The 23,753-nt window shown below is 70.1% G+C and carries 20 protein-coding genes; 12 read left to right on the top strand and 8 right to left on the bottom strand.

Going from position 1 to position 23,753, the window contains the following annotated elements; genetic code table 11:
• The first annotated feature begins 29 nt into the window (after window positions 1-29).
• From pcaH to GXW76_RS07370, 6 genes are all read left to right on the top strand, one after another.
• A complete protein-coding gene (pcaH, locus tag GXW76_RS07395) occupies window positions 30-734 on the top strand; it encodes a protocatechuate 3,4-dioxygenase subunit beta (protein ID WP_211861360.1) in 705 nt (234 codons plus the stop codon).
• Window position 735: 1 nt separating this feature from the next.
• A complete protein-coding gene (gene pcaG / locus GXW76_RS07390) occupies window positions 736-1,275 on the top strand; it encodes a protocatechuate 3,4-dioxygenase subunit alpha (RefSeq protein WP_211861359.1) in 540 nt (179 codons plus the stop codon).
• A gap of 210 nt (window positions 1,276-1,485) precedes the next feature.
• On the top strand, window positions 1,486-3,279 hold the full coding sequence (locus tag GXW76_RS07385) for an FAD-dependent oxidoreductase (protein WP_211861358.1): 1,794 nt from the start codon (window positions 1,486-1,488) through the stop codon (window positions 3,277-3,279).
• Complete coding sequence (locus GXW76_RS07380) at window positions 3,264-5,105, top strand: 2-oxoacid:acceptor oxidoreductase subunit alpha (protein ID WP_211861357.1); 1,842 nt, start codon at window positions 3,264-3,266, stop codon at window positions 5,103-5,105. The genes GXW76_RS07385 and GXW76_RS07380 overlap by 16 nt, the downstream gene beginning before the upstream one ends.
• A complete protein-coding gene (locus GXW76_RS07375; protein WP_211861356.1) occupies window positions 5,102-6,157 on the top strand; it encodes a 2-oxoacid:ferredoxin oxidoreductase subunit beta in 1,056 nt (351 codons plus the stop codon). The genes GXW76_RS07380 and GXW76_RS07375 overlap by 4 nt, the downstream gene beginning before the upstream one ends.
• Before the next feature lie 4 nt (window positions 6,158-6,161).
• The gene (locus GXW76_RS07370; RefSeq protein WP_211861355.1) at window positions 6,162-6,830 is read left to right on the top strand and encodes a phosphoribosyltransferase; all 669 of its coding nucleotides are present in this window, start codon (window positions 6,162-6,164) and stop codon (window positions 6,828-6,830) included.
• A 62-nt stretch (window positions 6,831-6,892) separates the two neighbouring features.
• Here the strand turns inward: GXW76_RS07370 and GXW76_RS07365 are convergent, their stop codons facing one another.
• From GXW76_RS07365 to fabI, 8 genes are all read right to left on the bottom strand, one after another.
• Window positions 6,893-7,915, bottom strand: coding sequence for a patatin-like phospholipase family protein (locus GXW76_RS07365; RefSeq protein WP_211861354.1), 1,023 nt, complete (start codon window positions 7,913-7,915; stop codon window positions 6,893-6,895).
• 7 nt (window positions 7,916-7,922) lie between these two features.
• The gene (locus GXW76_RS26135) at window positions 7,923-9,146 is read right to left on the bottom strand and encodes an adenylate/guanylate cyclase domain-containing protein (RefSeq protein WP_211861353.1); all 1,224 of its coding nucleotides are present in this window, start codon (window positions 9,144-9,146) and stop codon (window positions 7,923-7,925) included.
• Window positions 9,143-10,063, bottom strand: coding sequence for a hypothetical protein (locus tag GXW76_RS07355; protein ID WP_211861352.1), 921 nt, complete (start codon window positions 10,061-10,063; stop codon window positions 9,143-9,145). The genes GXW76_RS26135 and GXW76_RS07355 overlap by 4 nt, the downstream gene beginning before the upstream one ends.
• 71 nt (window positions 10,064-10,134) lie before the next feature.
• Window positions 10,135-12,441 (bottom strand): DUF3141 domain-containing protein, encoded by a 2,307-nt coding sequence (locus GXW76_RS07350; RefSeq protein WP_211861351.1) that lies wholly within the window; start codon window positions 12,439-12,441, stop codon window positions 10,135-10,137.
• A 52-nt stretch (window positions 12,442-12,493) separates the two neighbouring features.
• On the bottom strand, window positions 12,494-13,690 hold the full coding sequence (locus GXW76_RS07345) for an acetate/propionate family kinase (RefSeq protein ID WP_338150907.1): 1,197 nt from the start codon (window positions 13,688-13,690) through the stop codon (window positions 12,494-12,496).
• Window positions 13,687-15,105 carry a bifunctional enoyl-CoA hydratase/phosphate acetyltransferase gene (locus tag GXW76_RS07340; protein ID WP_211861350.1) on the bottom strand — a complete coding sequence of 473 codons (1,419 nt, stop codon included), beginning with the start codon at window positions 15,103-15,105 and terminating at the stop codon, window positions 13,687-13,689. The genes GXW76_RS07345 and GXW76_RS07340 overlap by 4 nt, the downstream gene beginning before the upstream one ends.
• Window positions 15,102-15,230 (bottom strand): hypothetical protein, encoded by a 129-nt coding sequence (locus tag GXW76_RS25975; RefSeq protein ID WP_272876030.1) that lies wholly within the window; start codon window positions 15,228-15,230, stop codon window positions 15,102-15,104. The genes GXW76_RS07340 and GXW76_RS25975 overlap by 4 nt, the downstream gene beginning before the upstream one ends.
• A 5-nt stretch (window positions 15,231-15,235) precedes the next feature.
• A complete protein-coding gene (gene fabI, locus GXW76_RS07335; RefSeq protein ID WP_456307101.1) occupies window positions 15,236-16,063 on the bottom strand; it encodes an enoyl-ACP reductase FabI in 828 nt (275 codons plus the stop codon).
• Between the two features lie 173 nt (window positions 16,064-16,236).
• On the opposite strand from fabI, the gene GXW76_RS07330 reads away from it, so the two are divergent.
• The 6 genes from GXW76_RS07330 to msrP all read left to right on the top strand — a co-directional run bounded on the left by GXW76_RS07330 (window position 16,237) and on the right by msrP (window position 23,753).
• Window positions 16,237-17,301: a zinc-dependent alcohol dehydrogenase family protein gene (locus GXW76_RS07330; protein ID WP_211861349.1), complete on the top strand. Its 1,065-nt coding sequence runs from the start codon at window positions 16,237-16,239 to the stop codon at window positions 17,299-17,301.
• A gap of 64 nt (window positions 17,302-17,365) precedes the next feature.
• Window positions 17,366-18,052, top strand: coding sequence for an NIPSNAP family protein (locus GXW76_RS07325; protein WP_211861348.1), 687 nt, complete (start codon window positions 17,366-17,368; stop codon window positions 18,050-18,052).
• 501 nt (window positions 18,053-18,553) lie between these two features.
• Entirely contained in the window at window positions 18,554-20,086 is a 1,533-nt protein-coding gene (locus tag GXW76_RS07320) for a glycosyltransferase family 39 protein (RefSeq protein WP_211861347.1), read from the top strand.
• Between the two features lie 97 nt (window positions 20,087-20,183).
• Window positions 20,184-21,299 carry a glycosyltransferase gene (locus GXW76_RS07315; RefSeq protein ID WP_211861346.1) on the top strand — a complete coding sequence of 372 codons (1,116 nt, stop codon included), beginning with the start codon at window positions 20,184-20,186 and terminating at the stop codon, window positions 21,297-21,299.
• Window positions 21,299-22,753 carry a glycosyltransferase family 39 protein gene (locus GXW76_RS07310; protein ID WP_211861345.1) on the top strand — a complete coding sequence of 485 codons (1,455 nt, stop codon included), beginning with the start codon at window positions 21,299-21,301 and terminating at the stop codon, window positions 22,751-22,753. The genes GXW76_RS07315 and GXW76_RS07310 overlap by 1 nt, the downstream gene beginning before the upstream one ends.
• A 61-nt stretch (window positions 22,754-22,814) precedes the next feature.
• Window positions 22,815-23,753, top strand: a complete 939-nt coding sequence (msrP, locus tag GXW76_RS07305) for a protein-methionine-sulfoxide reductase catalytic subunit MsrP (RefSeq protein ID WP_211861344.1) — start codon at window positions 22,815-22,817, stop codon at window positions 23,751-23,753.

Raw genomic sequence — 23,753 nt, 5'->3', positions numbered from 1 at the left:
GCTCCGCCTCCGACGAGGGAGGCAAGGACATGGCAGACCCGGTCCCGTATCGGCCGATCGCGGAAGGTTCGCAGCCGCCGCTCGACCTGCCCTCCTACGGCAGCACCCATGCGCGCCACCCCAAGGCGGCGCCGGTGCGCATCCCGCACACGCTCACCGAGGTCTCGGCGCCGCGCTTCGATCCCGCCTGGTATGCACCGCACGAGGATATCTCGACCGTCGACGGCAAGGCGGCGCTGGGCGAGCGCATCATCGTCGCCGGCCGTGTGCTGGACGAGAACGGCCGCCCCGTCCCCAACGCCATGGTCGAGATCTGGCAGGCCAATGCCTCCGGCCGCTACCATCATCCGCGCGACCAGCACGACGCGCCGCTGGACCCGAACTTCCTCGGCCGCGGGCGTGTCTTCACGGATGCCGAGGGCAATTACGGCTTCACCAGCGTGAAGCCCGGCGCCTATCCGTGGCGCAACCACTGGAACGCCTGGCGGCCGATCCACATCCATTTCGGCCTGCATGGCGCCGGCTTCGCCCAGCGCCTCGTCACGCAGATGTACTTTCCGGGCGATCCCTTGCTCGAGCTCGATCCGATCTTCCAGGGCAGCGGGGATGCTGCAGCGCGGGAGAGGCTGGTCGCGAAGTTCGACCTGCATGTCACGAAGCCCGAATGGGCGCTCGGCTACCGTTTCGACATCGTGCTGCGCGGCCGCGACGCCACGCCCTTCGAGAACGCCTGACATGACCCACGCCACCGCCAGCCAGACCGCCGGCCCCTACTGGCACATGATCGACTTCCCGGAATGGGCCGACCTGCTGCGCGCGGATGGGCCCAATGCGGGCATTGCGGGTGAGCGCGTCGTGCTCACCGGTCGTATCACCGACGGCACCGGCGCGGCCGTCGCGGACGCGATGGTCGAGGTCTGGCAGGCTGACCCCGAGGGCCGTTACGATTCCGACTTCCACGGATTCGGGCGCTGCGCCACGGATGGGGAAGGGCGCTTCCGCTTCGTCACGGTGAAGCCCGGCCCCGTGCCCGGCCCCGGCAACAGCACCCAGGCACCGCACATCGTCGTCTCGATCTTCGCCCGCGGCCTGATGCGTGGCCTGGTGACGCGCGCCTACTTCGCCGGCGATGCGGGCCTTGCCGAGGACCCTGTCCTCGCCCTGGTGCCGGAGGCACGGCGCAGCACGCTCATCGCACAACCTGCGGATGCAGGGGCGTGGCGGCTCGACATACGGTTGCAGGGGGAGGGGGAAACCGTCTTCCTCGACATCTGACCACGCTGCAGCGCAGCACGATTCAGCGCATTGCCGTTGCCCGCGCCTTGGTGCAGCATCCTCCAAGCCGTTGAACGGCGGGGAGTGGACGACCAGGAATGACGACGGCGCTTGTTTGGCGACCGATCCCTGACCACATGGAGCACCTGGCGGAATGATGCCGGGTGCGTGCCTCTCCCTTCGGGAATCATGGTCATGGAGGCCGGGCGCGTGAAGCCGACGGACACATCGTCCACGGAGTATTTCCACAAGGTCGTCGATTGCCAGTGGGCCTGTCCGGCCCATACGCCCGTTCCGGAGTACATCCGGATGATCGCGGCGGGCCGCTACGCCGACGCCTACATGGTCAACTGGCATTCCAACGTCTTCCCGGGGATCCTCGGCCGCACCTGCGACCGGCCCTGCGAGCCCGCCTGCCGGCGTGGCCGCGTCGAGGAAGAGCCGGTCGCCATCTGCCGCCTCAAGCGCGTCGCAGCCGACAACAAGGGCGACGTCTCGGCGCGCATGCCGGAGATCCCGCGCGAGCGGAACGGCAAGCGCATCGCCTGCATCGGCGCGGGACCGGCAAGCCTGACGGTCGCGCGCGACCTTACGCCGCTCGGCTACGAGATCCACGTCTTCGACGGCGAGGCCAAGGCCGGCGGCTTCATCCGCCAGCAGATCCCGCGCTTCCGCCTGCCCGAGGAAGTGATCGACGAGGAATGCGGCTACATCCTCGATCGCGGGGGCGTGGTCAGCCACATGAACCGCCGCGTCGACAGCCTGAAGGGGCTGCTCGCGGAAGGCTATGACGCGGTCTTCGTCGGCTCCGGCGCGCCGCGCGGGCGTGAGCTGGACGTGCCGGGCCGCAAGGAAGCGGCGGCGAACATCCAACTCGGCATCGACTGGCTGGCCTCGGTGTCCTTCGGGCATGTGACGTCGATCGGCAAGCGCGTGATCGTGCTCGGCGGCGGCAACACGGCGATGGATTGCTGCCGTTCCGCCCGCCGCCTGGGTGGCGAGGACGTCAAGGTTGTCGTCCGCTCCGGCTTCGACGAAATGAAGGCGTCCCCCTGGGAGAAGGAGGACGCGATGAACGAGGGCATCCCGATCCTCAACTTCCTGGTGCCGAAGGAAGTGCTGCACGACAACGGCCGCCTGACCGGCATGGTGTTCGAGAAGGTCGCGGCGCAATACGACGACAAGGGCCGCCGTTCGCTGCGGCCGACCGGCGAGCCGGACGTCACCATCGAATGCGACGACGTGCTGGTCGCTATCGGCCAGGAGAACGCCTTCCCCTGGATCGAGCGCGATGCCGGCATCGAGTTCGACCGCTGGGGCCTGCCGAAGCTCGACGCGGACACGCTACAGTCCACCGAGCCGCGCGTCTTCTTCGGCGGCGATGCCGCCTTCGGCCCGAAGAACATCATCTGGGCCGTGGCCCATGGGCATGAGGCGGCGGTCTCGATCGACCTCTTCTGCAAGGGGGAGGACGTGAAGGCGCGGCCCGCGCCGGATGTCCGCATCGCCAGCCAGAAGATGGGCATCCACGAATGGGCCTATGACAACGAGGTCTCGCTCGACCTTCGCTACAAGGTGCCGCACATGCCCGCCGAGAAGGCGCTGCGCGACATCACCGCGGAAGTCGAACTCGGCTACGACCGGGAGATGGCCTACCGAGAGACTCAGCGCTGCCTGAACTGCGACGTGCAGACGGTGTTCACGGCGAAGCTCTGCATCGAATGCGATGCCTGCGTGGACATCTGCCCGACCGACTGCATCACCTTCACCGAGAACGGCGAGGAGGAGGAACTCCGCACGCGCCTCAAGGCGCCGGCGGTGAACACCTACCAGGATCTCTACGTCCAGGATGGCCTGAAGACGGGCCGTGTGATGGTCAAGGACGAGGACGTCTGCCTGCACTGCGGCATGTGCGCCGAGCGCTGCCCGACCGGTGCCTGGGACATGCAGAAGTTCCTGCTCGAGACCGCCAAGCCGAAGGCGCACGCATGCCACAGCCGATAACCGCGACGAACGACTTCGTCGTCAAGTTCGCCAACGTCAACGGGTCCGGTTCCGCTTCCGCCAACGGGCTCTTCGCGAAGTCGATCCTGCGGATGGGCGTGCCCATCGCATCGCGCAACATCTTCCCCTCGAACATCCAGGGGCTGCCGACCTGGTTCGAGGTCCGCGTCTGCGAGGCCGGCCACATGGGCCGGCGTGGCGGCGTGGACATGATGGTCGCGATGAACCCGCAGACCTGGGACCGCGACGTCGCCGAGATCGAGCCGGGCGGATACCTGTTCTACGACTCGACGCGGCCCATGCCGAAGTCGAAGTTCCGCGACGACATCACCGTCATCGGCTGCCCGCTGACGGAGATCACGAACAACGCCTATTCGGACCCGCGGCAGCGGCAGCTGTTCAAGAACATCGTCTATCTCGGCGCGCTGTCGGCGCTGCTCGACATGGACGTGGAGGCGGTCAAGGCCTGCATCGCTGCCCAGTTCAAGGGCAAGGAGAAGCTGGTTCCCGCCAACTTCGCCGCGCTGGAGATGGGCCGCGACTGGGCGCAGCAGAACCTGTCCTGTCCGATCGGGCTGCAGCTCAAGCGCGCGGACGCGGTGGGCGACCGCATCTTCGTGGACGGCAACCAGGCTGCGGCGCTCGGCGCGGTCTATGGCGGCGCGACGGTCTGCGCCTGGTATCCGATCACGCCCTCCACCTCGCTCGCCGAGGCCTTCGAGAAGCACTGCGGCCGCCTGCGCAAGGACCCCGGGACGGGGGCGAAGCGCTACGGGATCGTGCAGGCGGAGGACGAACTCGCCTCCATCGGCATGGTGATCGGCGCGGGCTGGAACGGCGCGCGCGCCTTCACCGCGACCTCCGGGCCGGGCGTCTCGCTGATGCAGGAGTTCCTGGGCCTCGCATACTTCGCCGAGATCCCGGCGGTGCTCTTCGACGTGCAGCGCGCCGGGCCGTCCACCGGCATGCCGACGCGCACGCAGCAATCGGACCTGCTCTCCGCGGCCTATGCCAGCCACGGCGACACCAAGCACGTGATGCTGCTGCCCGAGGACCCGGCCGAGTGCTTCACCTTCGGCGCGGATGCCTTCGACCTCGCGGACCGGCTGCAGACGCCGGTCTTCGTCATGCTCGACCTCGACATCGGCATGAACGACTGGCTCTGCGAGCCGTTCAAGTGGGACCCGAACCGGAAGATGGACCGCGGCAAGGTGCTGACCGCGGCGGACCTCGACATGGTGGCGGGCTTCGGACGGTACCGCGACGTGGATGGGGACGGCATTCCCTACCGCACCTGGCCGGGCACGCATCCGGAGAAGGGCGCCTTCTTCACGCGCGGCACCTCGCGCGACAGGGAAGCACGCTACACCGAGGATGGCGGCCCCTACGTCGACAACATGCAGCGCCTGCTGAGGAAGTTCCACACGGCGCGTTCGCTGGTGCCGCGGCCGATCGCCATGCCGGCGAAGGACAAGGCGCGCGACGGGGTGATCTTCTACGGCTCCACCTCCGCCGCGATGCGGGAGGCGCTGGCGGCGCTCGAGGCGCAGGGCATCCACCTCGACGCCATGCGCATCCGTGCCTTCCCCTTCCACGACGATGTCGCCGCCTTCATCGCGGCGCATGACCGCGTCTTCGTGGTGGAGCAGAACCGCGACGCCCAACTTCGCACTCTCCTCGTCAACGAGGAGGAGATCGACCCCGCGAAGCTGGTCCCGGTGCTGCACTACGACGGCACGCCGATCACCGCGCGCTTCATCCAGTCCGCCATCGCCGACCGGGCGGCGGCGGCCAATGTCCTGCCCTTCCGCAAGGCCACGCCATGAGCTACCTGCCGAAGCCGAAGCTCCACCACCCGAAGCTGCCGACCAACGCGATCGGGCTGACGCGGCGCGACTACGAAGGCGCAATCAGCACGCTCTGCGCCGGCTGTGGGCATGATTCGATCAGCGCGGCGATCATCCAGGCCTGCTTCAACCTCGCCATCCCGCCGCATCGCGTGGCGAAGCTGTCGGGCATCGGGTGCTCATCCAAGACGCCGACCTACTTCCTCGGCGCGGCACACGGATTCAATTCCGTGCACGGGCGCATGCCGTCGGTGCTGACGGGTGCCTATCTGGCGAACCGGGAGCTGATCTATCTCGGCGTCTCGGGCGACGGCGACAGCGCCTCGATTGGCTTCGGCCAGTTCGCGCACAGCATCCGCCGCGGCGTGAACATGACCTACATCGTTGAGAACAACGGCGTGTACGGGCTGACCAAGGGGCAGTTCTCCGCGACCTCCGACCTCGGCTCGGTGGCGAAGAAGGGCACGGTCAACACCGACCAGCCGATCGACCTCGCCGCCATCGCGGTGCAGCTCGGCGCCACCTTCGTCGCGCGCTCCTTCTCGGGCGACAAGGATCAGCTCGTGCCGCTGATCGAGGCCGCGCTGCTGCATGAGGGCGCCGCGTTCCTCGATGTCATCAGCCCCTGCGTGGCGTTCAACAACCATCCCGGCAGCACCAAGTCCTACGACTACGTGCGCGAGCACAACGACGCGCTGAACCGGCTCGACATCATGCTGCCGCGGCAGGAGATCACCGCCTCCTACGCGCCGGGCGAGATGACGGAGGTGATGCAGCACGACGGGTCCGTGCTTCGCCTGCGCAAGATGCATGCGGACCATGACCCGACCGACCGCGCTTCCGCCATGCACCAGATCATGGACCGCAAGGCGGCGGGCGAGATCCTGACCGGCCTGATCTTCGTGGACCCCAACCCGACCGCGCTGCACGAGAACCTCGGCACGGTCCCGGCGCCGCTCAATGCGCTGGGCGATGCGGAGCTCTGCCCGGGCGCCGAGGCACTGGAGCGGGTCAACGCCTCATTGCGGTGAGCGCATGGCCAGGCGCTGGGGCGATGCGATGTTCCGCGACCGGCAGGGGGCCGGGGAGCAGCTGGTGCCTCTGCTCCGCGCGCTGGGGCTGGAACAGCCCATCGTCTATGCGTTGCTGCGCGGCGGCGCGGCCGTCGCGGCGCCGATCGCCGCAGCCCTCGGCGCGCCGCTGGAACCCTTCCTGGTCCGCAAGCTCGGCGTGCCCTGGCATGCCGAGCTCGCCTTCGGCGCACTGGCGGAAGGTGCTACGGAGCCGGTGCTGAACCCCGACATCGTCGCCGCCTGCGGCCTGACGCAGACCGACATGGCGCGCGTGCAGGCCGAGCAGGCGCGTGAACTCGCCCGCCGGCAAGCGATCTATCTGCGCGGCCGCGAGCGTCCCGACCCGCGCGGCCGCGCCGCCATCCTGGTGGATGACGGGCTGGCCACGGGCGCTTCGGCCCGCGCGGCGCTGCGCGCGCTGCGGGCACAGGGCGCGACGCCGCTGGTCCTCGCCGTGCCGGTCGCGCCGCGGGAGAGCATCGATGCGATCTCGTCCGAGGCCGACCGCGTCGTCTGCGCCGAGGTCTCCGACATCCCCTTCGGCATCGGCGGCTGCTACGGCGATTTCCACCAGCTCGAGGACGAGGAGGTGCTCGCCCTTCTCGCCGCCGGGGGTAAGGCCGGGCCCTGAAGGCGATCGCCGCCAGGGTCGTCGCCGGCTCCCGTCGGCGCGAATGAAGGCTGCGCTGGCCGCTACAGGAACTTGCCGACGATGTCGGTGGACGACCTCTCGCCGATGGCATCGAAATGCGTGGCGAGGAAGTGCTCCGCTCGCTCCACGCCCAGCGCGCGCAGGTGGCGCAGGAAGCCGCGGCTTGCGTTCAGCTTCGAGGAGGCGTTGAGCGCCGCCAGTTCCACCTCCGCGTCGATGGTGTGGATGAAGCAGCGCAGGTGCTTCTCCTTCGGCAATTGTCCCTGGTCGATCAGGTCGGTCACGAAGCGGATCATGCGCATCTCGCGCATCAGCGAGGAATTGAACGCCAGCGTGTTCATCCGATCGACGATGGAACGGATGTCGCGCGGCACCTCCGGGATGTTGATCGGGTTGAGCTGGACGATGACGATATCCGGCGTGCCGCCCATGTAGATCACCGGGAAGATCGGCGGATTGCCGCAATAGCCGCCGTCCCAGTAGTGCTGGCCTTCCACCTCGACGGCGTGGTGCAGCAGCGGCACGCAGGCGGAGGCCATGACGGCGGCGGCGCTCATCTCGCTCCGCTCGAAGACGCGCAGGCGCCCTGTCAGCACGTTGGTCGCGCAGACGAAAAGCGAAGGACCCGGCGCGCTGCGCAGCCGCGTGAAATCCACCACGCGCCCAATCAGGTCGAGCAGCGGGTTCAGGTTCGTCGGGTTCAGCTCATAGGGCGAGAACTGCCGCTGCAGCACGTCAGCGACGCGCCAGGCCGGCGAGAAATCCATATTGCCCGGGCTGAACATCAGGTCGAACGGCGTCGGCTGCACCGGGGACATGGTGAAGGTGTCCGCCACGCCTTCCCAGAAGGCGTCGAGCATCCGCCGGGCCGCGGCAGGCCCGCCGGCGATCATCCCGTCGGCGACGATCGCCGCATTCATCGCGCCGGCGCTGGTGCCGACGAGCGCCTCGACCTCCAGCCGGTCATCGGCCAGCAGGCGGTCGAGCACCCCCCAGGTGAAGGCCCCGTGCGAGCCGCCGCCCTGCAGCGCGAGCTTGATCTTCCTGCGGTTGCCCTTCGCCATGCGGGTCCTACTTGCTGTCCAGTCGCGTCACGGGGGACCAGCCCGGCGGCGGCCCTTCGGGGAAGCGCGCGAGCCGCGCGGCGTAGGCCGCGACGAGCGAGTCCTTCACGGGGTCGCCGGCCTCGCGCAGCGCCTCCGACGCGCGATCGAACTGCCCGGCGCGGAACAGGCGGATCGCCTCCCGCCAGGCGGGCAGCCGCGCGACCAGCGCCGGGTCGGCCAGCAGCGGCGCATCCTTCGGGTCGGGGGCGATCGCCAGCCCGACCAGTTCGTGCACTTCCAGCGGGTCCTGCGAGCCCTTCGCCAGCACCACGTCCACCGGGCGGAAGACGAAGGCATTGCCGGCGCCGATCCTGGTCTGCTCCGAAACCAGGATCTGCGTGCCGTACATCTTGTTCATGCCCTCGAGCCGCGAGGCGATGTTCACCATCGACCCGATCGCAGTGTACGCCATGCGGTCGGAGGAGCCGACATTGCCGACAACGGCTTCGCCGCTGTGCAGCCCGAAGCGTGTATGCAGCCGCGGCCAGCCGCGCGCGGCGAAGTCTTCCTCCAGCCGCAGTGTCAGGTGGCGCGCGTGCAGCGCGGCGTGGCAGCCATGCATGGCGTGCGTCAGGTCGCGTTTCGGCGCGTTCCAGATCGCCATCACCGCGTCGCCGATATACTTGTCGATGGTCGCGTGGTGCTCGAGCAGATCGTCCGTCAGCGCCTGGAAATAGGTGGAGGTGAGGTGCATCAACTCCTCCGGGTCCATGCGCTCGGCGATGGTGGTGAAGCCCTGCACGTCGCTGAACATCACCGTCAGGCGCCGCCGCTCGCCGCCGAGCTTCGCCTCCGCGCCCTCGGCCATCAGCTTGCGCACCAGGTCGCGCGGCACATAGACGCTGAACAGCCGCAGCGCGCCCTTGGTGCCGCCCAGCGCGTCGCCGAGCGCATGCACTTCCGCCGCACCGCCCACCGCCGGAGGCGGGTGGTCGAGGTCGAGCCGCCGGATTGCCTCCACCTCCCGCGTCAGCGCGCGCAGGCCGCCGGAGAGGCGTTGCGCCACCAGCGCGGCGCCGCCCAGCCCGACGAGCACGCCGAGCACCGCGAGCAGCAGGGCCGTCAGCGGCAGCCCCGCCGGCGAGGCCAGGGCAGTGATTGCCACGGCGCCGAGCAGCAGCGCAGCCGCCACCCCCAGAACCGCGGTGAAGACGAGGAACAGCCCCGGGCCGCGTGCCGATCCACTCACTTGGCCGTCCCTGCCCAGGCGAGCAACGCCTCGGCGTCGCCCGCATCCATGGTGTCGAGCGCCGCGGCACCGGCATCCGGCGTCGGCGGTTCGATCCGCAACCGCGCCGCGGTGGCGCCGTAGGCGGCGATCTGCGCTGCCCGCGCAGCTTCCAGCCCCAGGACGCGCGCCGCCGGTGTCGGCGGCGGCAGCAGCCGCAGCAGCGCGAGCCGTGCAGCGTGGCCGGCCACCGTCTCCGCGGCGGGCTGCCCCGCGGTGGCGAGTTCCAGCGCCAGCAGCCGGCTCAACCGCATGCCAAGGGTGGGCAGGGAACTGCCGAAGAGGTCCGCCTCGCGCGCCAGGCGACAGAGCAGGTCGGGCGCCTCCGACTCGACCCAGGGCCAGGTCGTGGCAAGGATGGTGCGACGCAGCGCCGCGATCATCTCCGGCGCCACGCCGTGTTGCGCGGCGATGGCGGCGGCGGCCTCGGCCGAGCGGCGCTCGAGCAGTCCACGCTCGGCATGCGGCTGCCCGTCATGCAGAAGGTCGTGCGCGGCCATGGCGGCGACGGCGACCTCCGCCTCCTCATGGGAGAGCAGGCCGAGCCTGCGCGCCGCCCCGGCGAGCCAGCCCATGGCGAGAACGGCTTCGGCCTGGTGGTGCCGGTCGTGATAGGCGGGCTCGGCGCCGGGCGGGAAGGCGGCGCCATGGCGCTCGACGATATCCGCGATGGCGAGCGCGGCGCGGGTGACGGGGGAGGGCGCGGGCCGCCCACCCGCGAGATCCTCCAGGGCCTGGATCACGGCAGCCGGCACGCGCGGCGGGCCGCCGCGGCGGGCGATGAGATACCGCTCGGCACTGGCGAGCGCAGCCATGGGTCGGGCCTCGCGGAAGGCGAGGTCCAGCACGTCGTCAGTGATATCGGCCGGAGCGGCCATGGGCCTCGTCGGAGGTGTTCCGGCCGCATCCTAGACCCGGTGGGGGCGCCGCTGGGAAGCCCCGCGTCGCGTCAGGCCACCGCGGCCTTCGGGCCGAGCCCCAGCGCCTGCCGCATGCGCCCGAGCATCTCGCGCGCCTTGTCGCCGAGCTCGTCCTCCGGCCCCGCCACGTGCTCGACCGCGGCGAGCGCCTTGCGGCGCTCCGCCGCGACTGGCAGCAGGCTGGGCAGGGTGGCGAGCGCCTCCTCCCGCAGCAGGGTCACGATGACCGTCTGCTCGCGGATGATGGCCTGGCGCGCGGAAGGGGGCATGCCGACGAAGGGAGCCTCGGTCGTCAGCAGCGCGTTGGAGCGGGCGAGGCGCGAACGCCGCACGCCGCCGCGCGCATCCGCGAGCAGGATCATCATGCGGATGACGGCCTCGGCGTACCCGCCCTCGGCGACCTTCGCGCGCGCATCGGCAAGCTGTGCCGGCTCGGCGGCGATGGAGCGGCGCGCGACCTCGGCCTCGGCCGCCGCGTCGTCGCCGGTCACGCCGACGGCGGCGAGGCCGCCATAGACCGCGTGGAAGGCGGTCTCGATCCAGGCGTCGCGCATGTCGCGCCAGGTGTCGATGCTCTTCTCGACGCCGTCGGCCCAGGCCTTCTCCAGCGCCAGGAAGGGGTTTTCCGCGGCGGCCGGGGCGCGGTGCTGCCGCACCATCCCGGCCATGGCGCGCACCGGCATCATGAAGGGATTGAGGTCGCTGAGCATGTAGCGCCGCGTCCGCATCGGGCTGGCCTGCCGGCGCGCCTCCGCGCTCGCCTCCGTGGCCAACTGGCGCACGACGGGAGACGCCAGCACGTCATAGAGGTGCTGGTTCATCTCCGAGATCTTGGCGACGGCGGGGAAGGCCTCGTTGCTCGCCTCGCCCGAGAGGGTGCGGATGTCGGCGATCTTCCGCTCGACCAGCTCGACCTGCCATTCCTCGTTGCTGCCCGAGCCTTCGTGGCCGGTGATCTTCATCTCGTAGAGGCCGGGCGCGACGGCCTCGATCATCTCGAGCGTCGTCGCGATCTCGGTGTGTTCCTTCTTGGCGACGGCGCCGGAGACGAAGATGCCGAGATGGCCGATCTGGTCGTGCAGCAGGTAGACGATGGTCTGGCCGAGCGACTTGATCTCCTGCTCGTCGCGATACACGTCCGCGATCCAGCGCAGCGCCTGCCCGACCGGCGTGATGTTGTCGCCGGAGGAGGCGAAGACGATGACCGGCGCCTTCACCTCCCGCATGTTGAAGGTCTCGCCGCCGCCCTGGGAGATCTGGCCCGAGGAGAAGCGGTTGCCGATGAAGAGGTTGTCGACGATCCAGCGGATCTCGTCCGTCGTCATCAGGAAGTAGCCGCCCCACCAGCGCTCGAATTCGAGGAAGCGGTCGGCCTCGGTGTCCACGCCGGCATAGAGGTCGAAATACTTGCGGAACCAGGTGTTGCCGGGGGAAAGGCTCTCGAAGTTCGCCACCAGCGAGGCGCCGTCGAACTTGCCGTTGCCGAGGTCCGCCATCAGCGAGGCCGGCCAGCCGCCGCCCGCGAGGCCGCCCAGGTAGCGCATCGGGTTGCGCCCCTTCTCGCCCGCCCAGTAGGAGAGCGGCGCCCCGTTCAGCACCAGCGCGCCGACCGCATCGGGTGCCGCGGCGCCGAGCATCATCGTCGCCCAGCCGCCCTGGCAGTTGCCGATCACGACCGGCTTCGGCGCCTTGGGGTGGTCCAGCGCGATGCGGGTGAGGAAGGTGGCCTCGGCCGCCGTCACGTCGAGGATGGTCTGCCCCTTCTCCGGCTCGCGGTAGAAGACGACGAAATAGACCGGGTGGCCGCGGCGCAGCGCGACGCCCACCTGGCTGTCGGACTTGAAGCCGCCGATGCCGGCGCCGTGGCCGGCGCGCGGGTCGATGATGACGAAGGGGCGCAGCGCCGGGTCGGTCGGCTTGTAGCCCTCGGGTGGGGTGATGCGGACCAGGGCATAGTTGACCGGCCGGGCCAGGTTGCGGCCGTCCACCACCGTCTCGTAGTCGAAGAACAGGACCGGCGGGCAGCCGGCGCGCTCGTGCTCGACGAAGTTGTTCCCCGCCTCGCGCATCACGTCCCAGAAGAGCAGCCAGCGCTGCGCCGCGTCGGTGGCGTAGGCCTGCGCGTCCTGGGCCAGCGCCGCCGGGGTGCGGGCGAAGCGGGCGGCCAGGTCCCTGAGTTCCGGCGCGACCGAGGCCCCCGGCACCGGCGGCAGCAGGGCCGCCCCGTGCCGACCCATCACGTCCGTCAGCGTGCGGACCTGATCCAGCACGCGCGTCGTCGTCTCGGTCGCCTTGTCGAGGAGTTCGCGCGTGGGCAGGTTCGGGATGGCGGTCATGGGTGGGACTCTCCCTGGTTCAGGCGGTTTCTGCGCTGCCGGGCGGGCCGGTTCAAGCGTTTTGGCTGCGCTGCAACAAAGCCAGGACGTGCCGGGCGATCATGCCTTCCTCGTCGGTCGGCCGGACCAGCACCCGCGTCCGCGCCCCGGGAGACGAGATTTCCGGGGCATTGGCGGCGTTTCGCTCCGGGTCCACGGCGATGCCGAGGAAGTCGAGTCCGTCGCAGATCCGCGCCCGGAGGTTGCGGGCGTTCTCCCCGATCCCGGCAGTGAAGACGAGGGCGTCGATTCCGCCCAGGGCGGCGGCCAGCGCGCCGATCTCCCGCCGCACGCGCCAGACGTAGTAGGCGAGGGCGCCGGCCGCGCGCGGCTCGCCGCTGGCCTCCAGGTCCCGCACGTCCTGGCTGATGCCGGACATGCCCTTCAGCCCCGCATTGCCGTAGAGCAGCTTCTGCAGCGCGGCGGCGTCCATGCCCTCGGCCTGCATCAGGTGCAGCAGCACGCCCGGATCGATCTGCCCGCAGCGCGTGCCCATCGGCACACCGTCCAGCGCGGTGAAGCCCATGGTGCTGTCCACGCTGCGCCCGTTGCGGATGGCGCAGAGCGAGGACCCGTTGCCGAGATGCGCCACCACCACGCGCCCGGCCGCCAGGGCAGGCTCCTCCTCGGCAAGGTTCGCGGCGATGTATTCGTAGGACAGGCCGTGGAAGCCGTAGCGCCGGATGCCGCGGTCGTAGAATTCCGGCGGCAGGGCGAAGGTGTCCGCTTCCCAGGCATGGGTGCGGTGGAAGGACGTGTCGAAGCAGGCGACCTGCGGCACGCCGGGCAGTGCCGCGCGCGCGGCGGCGATGCCGGCCAGGTTGTGCGGCTGGTGCAGCGGGGCCAGCGGCGCGAGGGCGCGCAGCCTGTCCATCATCCCGTCGTCCACGATGACGGGGGCGGCGAAATCCGGCCCGCCATGGACCACGCGGTGCCCGACCGCGACGATCCTGTAGCCCTCGACGGCCGGGGCGAGTTCCTGCCCCATCACCCGCAGCGCCGTCGCATGGTCCGCGACATCCGGACCGGCCCAGCGATGGTCAGCCAGAACCTGACGCCGCGCGTCGCGCGCGATCAGGCGGGGCGAGGCGCCGATGCCCTCCATCTGGCCTTCGAGCCGCGATTCGGGATCGTCGCCGTTGACCGAGAAGAGCTCGAACTTGATGGAGGAGGAACCGGCGTTGAGGACGAGGATCGCGTCGGTCATCATGCGCCGAGCTCCGGCACCAGGCACTTCCCGGTGCGCCGCCAGTGCCCGTAGAGCACGGCCAGCGCCGCCGACATCAGCCGCGCATGCTCGTCGTCGGCGCGGCTGGTCAGCATCACCGGCACCTTGGCGCCCGTCACGATCCCGCCCGTATCCGCCTGCGAGAGGAAGACGAGCTGCTTCGCCAGCATGTTCCCCGCTTCCAGGTTCGGCGCCACCAGCACGTCCGCGCGGCCGGCGACCGTCGAATGGATGCCCTTGGTCCGCGCCGCCTCCAGGTCGACCGCGTTGTCCATGGCGAGCGGGCCGTCCACCAGCCCGCCCGTTATCTGCCCCCGCTCGGCCATCTTGGCGAGCGCGGCGGCGTCGATGGTGGAAGGGATGGCCGGATTGATCGTCTCGACCGCCGAGAGGATGCCGACGCGCGGTTCCCGGATGCCGATCGCCCGCGCGAGGTCGATCGCGTTCTGCACGATGTCGGCCTTGGTCGCCAGGTCGGGCAGGATGTTGATCGCCGCGTCGGTGATGATCATCAGCCCTTCGTGCCCGGGGATGTCGAGCACGAAGCAGTGGCTGATGCGCCGCCCCGCGCGCAGGCCGCCGTCGGATTTGGTGACGTGGCGCAGCACCTCGTCCGAGTGGATGTTGCCCTTCATCACCGCCTCGGCCTTGCCTTCGTGGACCAGGCAGACGGCGCGGGCGGGCGCATCGTGGACCTCGGCGACGTTCTCGATCGCGACGCCGGCGAGATCCCAGCCGAGCTTCTCCGCCTCGGCGCGGATCATCGCCTCGGGGCCGACGAGGATGGGCTCGATCAGCCCTTCCTTCGTCGCCTCCCAGGCGCCGCCGAGGGAATTCTCGTCGGTCGGCGCGGCGATGGCGGTCGGCATCGGCGGGATGCCGCGGCAGGCGGCTAGCAGGCGGGAGAACTTGCCGCGCCGGACGAGGGTGAGTTCCGGGATGATGACGCCATCGGTCACGAGGCGCGTCAGCGGCGGGCTGATCTCCGCCGTGCCGGTGCAGACCACGGTGCCGTCCGCCTTCTCCAGCCGGCAGTCCATGATCAGCAGGTTGCCCGGCAGCTTCTCGCGCACCCGCACCGTCGCCACCACCGCGTCCCCGGCCTCGACGCGCGCATGGAAGCGCAGGTCCTGGTAGCGATAGACCGTGCCCGGACCCGGCAGCCTGTTGCCGAACACGGCGGAGAAGAGCGAGCCGCACCACATGGCCGGCGCGACCGGCGCGCGGCCGGTTTCCTGCTCAGCCTCGCCTGGCAGGTGGACGGGGTTCAGGTTGCCCGAGGCATGGGCGAAGACGACCAGGTCGTTCGGCGTGCAGACGCGGGTGATGCTCGCGCTCTCGCCTTCCTTGATGTCGTCCCAGGAGCGCCCGACGAGGGCAGGGGCGGTGATCGTCACGGTTTCGTCTCCGGCGCGGTGTCGGGAATGGTCAGGGTGGTGGCGGTGGCCGCGAGGATCTGCCCGACCGTCGCGCCATCGGGCACGCGTTCGGCTGCCTCGGCCGTGGACAGGGGCTTGCGCATCGCGGTCACGCCACGTTGTGCAGGCCGGCGTCCACGTAGATCGTGTCGCCGGTCATGCCGGAGGAGGCGCCGCCCACCAGGAAGGAGACGACGCGCCCGACCTCCGCGATGTCCACCAGGCGATGCTGCGGCGCGCGTTCCTGCGCCATCTGCACCAGCTCGTCGAACTGGGCGATGCCGCTTGCGGCGCGGGTCCTGAGCGGGCCGGGCGAGACGGCGAAGACGCGGATGCCCTTCTCTCCCAGCTCATCCGCCATGTAGCGCACCGAAGCCTCGAGAGCCGCCTTGACCGGCCCCATGACGTTGTAGTTCCCGACGACCTTGTCCGCGCCATAGTAGGACATGGCTGCCAGCACGCCGCCCTGGGTCATCAGCGGCTCCGCGAGCTTCGCCATGCGCAGGAAGGACCAGCAGGAGACGTGCATGGCCTGGGCGAAGCCCTCGGCCGAGCAGTCCACCACGCGGCCGTGCAGGTCTTCCCGCGGGGCGAAGGCGATGGAGTGGATGAGGAAGTCGAGCCGCCCCCATTCCGTCGCGATGCGCTCGAACAGCGCTTCGATCTGGCCGGGCTGCTGCACGTCGAGCGGGGCGACGATCTGCGCCTGGAGTTGCTCCGCGAGCGGGCGGACGTGCTTTTCCGCCCTCTCGTTCAGGTAGGTCATGGCGAGCTCGGCGCCGAAGGCGCGCAGCTTCACCGCGCAGCCATAGGCGATCGAATCGGCGTTCGCGACGCCGACGACCAAGCCGCGCTTGCCCTTGAGCATGTCGCCGACGCGGCTGTCGGGGTCCCAGACGATGGGCAGCGGGTCACGCGGGCGGGTGTCGGGGGTCAAGCGGCTGCTCCCTGCTTCCATGTCCGCCGCATGGTGCGGATCCTGGAATATGCTTGACCTAGGGCAGATCGCGCGTGTTGCGCCAAGTCAATTCCGTTGCAATGCAGCAAAAAAATCGATCCCTGGACCACCTGCCGGCCCGGTGCTTCGCTCCGAACCAAGGAGGAACGCACATGAAGGGTGTCGTCTTTACCGGGGACCGGAAGCTCGAACTGATGGATTTCCCCGACCCGACGCCGGGTCCGGGGGAGGTGGTGCTGGAGATCCGCGCCTCCGGCATGTGTGGCAGCGACCTCAAGTTCTACCGCGCTCCGGGCGGGCCGGGGCGGACCGCGGCGCTTGGCCTCGGCGCCACCTCCGGGCCGATCATCGCCGGGCACGAGCCCTGCGGCGTGGTCGTCGCCGTCGGGCAGGGCGTCGCGTCCAACCAGGCCTGGATCGGCATGCGGGCGATGCAGCACCACTACCGCGGCTGCGGCGTCTGCCCCCACTGCAACACCGGTTGGATGCAGCTTTGCGTCGAGGGCGTGAAGGAGGTCTATGGCGTCACCGGCCATGGCGGCCATGCCCGCTACCTGAAATGCCCGGCGCGCACGCTGGTGGAACTGCCGGAGGAACTCTCGTTCGAGACCGGCGCGGCGATCTCCTGCGGCACGGGCACGGCCTGGGGCGCGCTGCAACGGCTCGGCCTCACCGGCGACCAGACCATCGCCGTGTTCGGGCAGGGGCCGGTGGGGCTGTCGGCGACGCTGCTCGCGGCGAGGATGGGCGCGAGGGTGATCGCACTGGACACCTCGCCCGAACGCCTGGAGCGCGCGAAGGAATTCGGCGCCGACCTGCTGATCAACCCGGCCGAGACCAATGACGTGCTCGGCGCGATCAAGGCGGCGACGCACGGCCTCGGCGCGCATGCCTCGATCGACGCGTCGTCGAACCCGCTCGCGCGTCGCCAGGCGGTGCAGTGCGTGCGCACCTGGGGCAAGGCCTGCTTCGTGGGGGAGGGTGGCGACGTCACCCTCGACGTCAGCCCCGACCTGTTGCGCCGGCAGGTGACGCTGATCGGGTCCTGGACCTTCTCCACCGTCGGGCAGCTCGAATGCGCGCGCTACGTCGCGGAGCGCAACATCCCGGTGGACAGGCTGTTCACGCATCGCTGGCGGCTCGACCAGGCGGAGGAGGCCTATCGCCTCTTTGACCAGCAGACCACGGGGAAGGGCGTGATCCTGCCCGCCGCCTGACCCCCCGTTGCGCCGTGGCGCCGCACGGCCGAAGGTGCGGCGCCCGCGATTCAAAGGAAACGCCATGTACATCGAACACCGGCAGTACACCTTTCACCCCGGCAAGCTGCCGGTCTGGCTCGAGGCCTACAAGGAACTCGGCGGCCCTGCCTCGGCCCGCACCACAGGGGCGGTTTCGCTCGGCGCTTTCCTCGCCGAGGTCGGCACCATCAACCGCTTCGTCTTCATGCGTGGCTGGGACGACATCGACGCGCGCGAGGCCGGGCTGGCCGCGCGGGAAGCCGATCCGGAATGGCAGGAGTTCCGCAAGCGTTCCGCCGCCTCGGGCGCGCTGGCGAGCCAGGAGGTGAAGTTCCTCAAGCCGACTTCCTTTTCACCCATCACCTCGGCGAAGGGTTTTTCGTTCAAGCGCGAGATCGGCGGCACCGGCATGGTCGTCGATCACCGCACCTATGATTTCCATCCGGGCAAGATGCACCTCTGGCTCAAGGCCTATGAGGAGATCGGCCTGGCGGTGCAGAAGCGGCTGCTCGGCCAGCTGCTGATGTTCGGCGTGACCGAGATCGGGCCGATCAACCAGGTCGTCTTCTGCTGGCTCTACGAGGGCTTCGGCGATCGCGACCGCCGCCGCTCGGCGATGGCGAACGACCCGCAGTGGCAGGACTTCATGAAGACGGTCGGCGGGCTCGGCGCGCTGAAGCAGCAGACCGTCATGGCGCTGAAGCCGGCGCCGTTCTCCGTGGTGAAGTGACGGCGACGGGCACGAACATCCACACGACTCCGCGGGGGAGGGGCGACGCTCTGTCCTTCCCCCCGGGCATCTCTTCCGCAGCCCCATCGTCAGGTCACGGATGAAGGCGGTGGGGCTGCCGCCGGGGCCGTGTCCCGGCCGATGATCGGTCCCGCGGGCCGGAGCACCGGGCGAAGGGCCGCGGGATCTCCCTGTAGCCAGGCCTGGATGCGAAGCACGGTTGGCGCCTGCGGCACGACCCGGCCGTGATCGGACTGCCGGTCGTGATCCGGCCGGCCTGCCCGAGCAGCCGGCACGCCGCTCCTTGCCGAACCGGCGCTTTCGAGGGTGCACCGGCAATGTCCCGGCGGCCTTGCGGAGCATATGTCGAGACGTCCGCGACGGTGCGGCACGCGCCCGACAAGAAGACTTGGACAATCGGGCCGGATTGTTTCGAAATCAGCCGCCGTAGGACGGTTCGGACCCGCGCAATGCGGTTGTGGAAGAGGCGAGGCGATATCGATGTCGGCGCGGAGCGCGGGTATCCGGGAGCGAGGGGATGCGACGCCGTCGGGTGGCCCGCTTGCTTCCGGCATGTCGGCGCGGACGGCCTGGGCGCTTGCCGGCGGGGTATTTCTGCTTGCGCTGCTGATCCGGCTGATCGGCATCTCCTTATTCAGCCTGGATGGTGACGAGGTCTTCAGCGTTCTTGCAGCCAATGACAGCTGGGTGCACCTGATCCGCACCGCCGCCGAGGACAAGTCACATCCGCCGGGATACTATGCGTTGCTGCATGTTTATCTTGGCGTGGCGCCCGAGGACGATATCCACCCCAGGATCATCTCGGCCCTGGCGGGTGCGGCGCTCCCGGCCGTCGCGGTTTTCCTGGGGCGCGCGATCGGCCTCCGGATGGCGGATCTGGGCCTGCTGCTGTTGCTGATCACGGTGAACGACGCGCTGATCTTCCATTCCCAGTATGCGCGGATGTTTTCGCTCTTCCATGTCCTGTCGGCACTGAACACGCTGTTCTTCGTGAGACTCTGCATGGAGCCGGGATCCCGGCGGGAGGCGCTGGCCTACGCGGCTTCGGGCGTGGCGATGGTGCATGTTCATTATTGGGGCTTCCTGGTGCTGGTGACCCAACTCGCAATCCGGACGCTTGGCGGAGCAAGGGGGTTGCGCACCCTGCTCATCGCCCAGGTCGGGATCGGCATCGCGTTCCTCCCTTGGGTCGGGATCGTTGCGGCGGGAATTCTCAAGGATGGTGGTGCGGCAACGACGCAGATCGCCTGGATGGGCACCTCGCCACCTGGCCTGCAGGACTACGCGTGGCTCTTCGCGCGGCTCGATGGCGTGATCGACATCCCGCGTGCGACGACGCTCGGCATCGCACTCTTTCTTCTTGCTCCGGCCGTGGCCGCGCTGCATGCGATCCGGGTCGGGAAGCCCGGGATCGCCAGTCCGGACAGCGTCTTCTTCTGGATGGGCATGGTGGCGGTGCCGCTCGCGCTGACATCGGGGCTCAGCGTCGTCGCGAAGCAGAACCTGTGGGGTGAGCGGCACCTGCTGATGGTCGCGCTTCCCTATTTCGCGCTGGTCGCGCTCTCGCTGTCGCGTCTGGCCGGCTTCGCACCGCCGGTAGCGATTGCAGCATTGCGCCTGGCGATCGCCGGCTGGGCGGTCCTGGCCTACGCCGGCGCAGCGCAGGGCACCGACACCAGGCTGCAATGGCGCGACATCGCAGCCGCGATCCAGGGGGCGGCAGCGGAAGGGGGCGCTGCGCCGGAGGTTGTCGCCCTCGAGCCCTTCATCGCCCTTCCGCTGCAATACTACCTCCGCCGTCAGGACCCGGCCGCGCGCGTGGTCGTCGACCCGGACTTCGCGACCGATCCCCCGCAGCGCGATGCCTGGCTCGTCTACAGGGTCTTCACCCGGCCGGGGCCGACCGCTATTGCCCCGCCGGTCATTCCCGAGGGCATGATGGATCGCCGCGTCGAAACAGCCACGCCGAGCCAGCGCATCATCGCCGTGCTGCTCCGGCAACGAGGTTCCTAGTGCCAGCCTGCCCCACCTCATTCGCGAGCGAGTTCCTGTTGCCGCCAGATCAGACCCCGTGCCATCAGGTGGCACGGCACCGGAGGCGAGGGCCCTGATGAGCCGATCGGAGGCGCGCCCGCCGCTGCCACGGCTTGCCGTGGTCATTCCCTGCTACAACGAGGCCCCGAACGTCGCCCCCATGGTGGCGAAGCTGGATGCGGCGCTCGCCGGCATCCCGTGGGAAGCGATCTTCGTCGATGACGACAGCCCGGACGGCACCGCCGCGAAGGCCAAGGCGATCGCGGCGACCGACCCGCGCATCCGCTGCATCCGCCGCATAGGCCGGCGCGGCCTCGCATCCGCCTGCGTCGAGGGCATCCTTTCCACCGCCGCGCCCTATGTCGCGGTGATCGACGGCGACCTGCAGCACGACGAGACCATCCTGCCGCGCATGCTCGCCGCGCTCGAAAGCGGCGAGGCCGAGGTCGCCATCGGCAGCCGCAACGTCGATGGCGGCGCGATGGGGGAGGGACTCTCGCCCATCCGCCGGATGGTGTCGGATGGCGGCGCGGCGCTCGCCAATGCCGCCCTGCCGGTGAAGGTCGGCGACCCGATGAGCGGCTTCTTCGCCTTGCCGCGCGCGCTGTTCGAGGAACTCGCGCCGCGCCTCACCGCGACCGGTTTCAAGATCCTGCTCGACATCCTGCTCTCGGCCGGGCGGCCGCTGCGCGTCGCCGAGATCCCCTACACCTTCCGCGCGCGGGAGGCGGGCGAGAGCAAGCTCGATGCCGGCGTGCTGCTGGAATTCGGCGGGCTGCTGGCGGACAAGGCGCTGGGCGGCATCGTGCCGCTGCGCTTCATGGCCTTCGCACTGGTGGGCGGCATCGGCGTGCTGGTGCATCTCGTGGTGCTCGGGCTGCTGCACGGCCTCGGGCCGTTGGAATTCGGCCCGGCGCAGTGGACCGCGACGCTGGTCGCCATGACGGCGAACTTCCTGCTCAACAACCGCATCACCTACCGCGACCGCCGGCTGCGCGGTCCACGGCTGCTGAACGGCCTGCTGATCTTCTACGTCGTCTGCGGCATCGGGGCCGTGGCCAATGTCGGCATCGCCGGGCTGCTGCTGCGCGACGGCCTGGTGAACTGGGGAATCGCCGGCGGGGCCGGCGCGCTGCTGACGGTGGTGTGGAACTACGCGGTCTCCTCCACCCTGGTCTGGCGCGCGCGCTGATGCCATGGGTCGCGGCCCTCGCCGCGCTCACGGCGCTGCGCCTCGTCATCGCCGCCGTCGCGCCGCTGGCGCCGGACGAAGCCTATTACTGGGTGTGGTCGCGCGACCTGCAGGGCGGCTATCTCGACCATCCGCCGATGGTCGCGGTGTTCATCCGCGCGGGCACGCTGCTGGTAGGGGAGAACGCGCTCGGCGTGCGGCTGATGGGGCCGCTTGCCCTTGCGCTCGGCTCGGTGCTGCTGGCGCGCGCGGCGGAGGACCTGCTGCCGGGCCGCCGCGCCGGGCCATGGGCTGCGGCGCTGTTCAACGCGACGCTGCTCGCCGGCGTCGGCGCCGTGACCATGACGCCGGACACGCCGCTGCTGGTCTTCTGGACCTGCGCGCTCTGGGCGCTGGCGCGGGTGCAGCGGACGGGGGATGGCCGCTGGTGGCTGGCCGTCGGCCTTTTCGCGGGGCTGGCGCTGGCGAGCAAGTACACTGCCGTGCTGTTCGGCGCCGGCGTGGTCGTCTGGCTGCTGCTGGATTCGTCGGCGCGGCGCTGGTTCGCGCGCTGGCACCTCTGGGCGGGCGGGGCGGTGGCGGTGCTCGCCTTCGCGCCGGTCATCGCCTGGAACGCGGCGCATGGCTGGGCCTCCTTCGCCAAGCAGGGTGGGCGGGCGGGTTCGGGCGATGTGGGGCAGGCGCTGCGCTTCCTGGGCGAGTTGATCGGAGGCCAAGTGGCGCTGGCGACGCCGCTTGTGTTCCTGTTCTGCGCTGCCGGCGCGGCCGCTGCGGCCTGGGCGTGGTGGCGGACCCGCGATGATGGGGCCCTGCTGCTGGCCGCGCTGGTGCTGCCTGGCGCGGCGCTGTTCCTCTGGCAGGCGACTGGCAGCCGGGTGCAGGGGAATTGGCCGGCGGTGCTCTATCCGGCGGCCGCCATCGCCGGTGCGGGCCTGCTGCAGGGGCGGGCCTGGCTGCGGCTGCGCGTGCCGGCGCTGGCGCTGGGGGGGGCGATGACCGCGGCGGTCTATATCCAGGCCATCGCCGCGCCACTGCCGCTGCCGCGGCGCAGCGACCCGACGCTGGCGCGGCTCGGAGGCTGGGATGCCTTCGCCGCCGAGGTCGCCGCGGCGGCCGATCGCAATGGCGCCGCCTTCGTTGCGGCGGAGGAATACGGCCTCGCCTCCGTCCTCGCCTTCCGCATGCCGGCTGGCCGGGTGGTGGTGGCAATGGACCCGCGCTGGCGTCTTTTCACGCTTCCGGCCCCCGCGCCGGGCGTAACCGGCCTGCTGGTCCGCAGCGAAAGGCGAGGGGAGGGACCGCCCCTCTGGCCCGGCGCCGAGCCGCTGACCGGACTGGAAGGGCGCCTCGTCCGCAGCCGGCGCGGGGTGGAGGCGGAGGCCTATCGCCTTCATCGTGTCACCCCCGCACTGGGACAGCCGCCCGCCGTCGTGCTGCCGCGGCCGGGCGCCTGACGCGACGGCTTGAACTCCGCCGCGGAGGGCCGACTTCTCTCGTGGGAACGGAGGACAGGACATGCCGATCCGCATTCCGCGCGGCTGGGAGATTCCCGAAGCGCAGGTGACACCCGAAGCCCTGGTCGCCGGGCGCCGCAAGGCCCTGGGGCTGGGCGCCGGGCTGCTCGCCGCGCCGGGGCTTGCCGCCGCGCAAGGGGCGCCGGTCCTGCCGCCGGCCATGCGCAACACCCGCTACGTGCCGGGCCGCGACATCACGGCCGAGCGCGAGGCGACGACCTTCAACAACTACTACGAATTCGGCAGCCACAAGACGATCAGCCAGGCCGCCCAGCGCCTTCCCCAGCGCCCCTGGACCGTGAAGGTCGAGGGCATGGTCGAGGCGCCCCGCGAATTCGGCATCGACGACCTGCTGCGCACCATGCCGATCGAAGAGCGCGTCTATCGCCTGCGCTGCGTCGAGGCCTGGTCGATGGTGGTGCCCTGGACGGGATTCCCGCTCTCGGCGTTGCTGGAGCAGGTGAAGCCGCTCGCCTCGGCGCGCTTCGTGGTGTTCGAGACGGCGGCGGTCCCTTCCGTCATGCCGGGGCTGCGGCAATCCTGGTATCCCTGGCCCTACATCGAGGGCTGCACCATCGCCGAGGCGGGCAACGACCTCTCGTTCATGGTGGTCGGCGCCTACGGCAAGCCGCTGCCGGCGCAGAACGGCGGCCCGATTCGCATCCACCAGCCGTGGAAATACGGCTTCAAGGGCGGGAAGAGCATCGTCCGCATCACGCTGACGGACCGGCGCCCGGTCTCCTTCTGGGAGCGCATCCAGCCACAGGAATACGGCTTCTGGGCCAATGTGAACCCCGAGGTGCCGCACCCGCGCTGGAGCCAGGCGAGCGAACGCGTGCTCGGCTCGAACGAGCGGATTCCGACCCGACTCTTCAATGGCTACGGCGAATTCGTTGCGGGGCTCTATACTGGTCTCCAGAACGAACGACTCTGGGCATGA

It is taken from the genome of Neoroseomonas soli, from assembly GCF_018129065.1.
GTDB lineage: Bacteria > Pseudomonadota > Alphaproteobacteria > Acetobacterales > Acetobacteraceae > Neoroseomonas > Neoroseomonas soli.
This window is presented reverse-complemented; position numbering and strand designations above follow the sequence as displayed.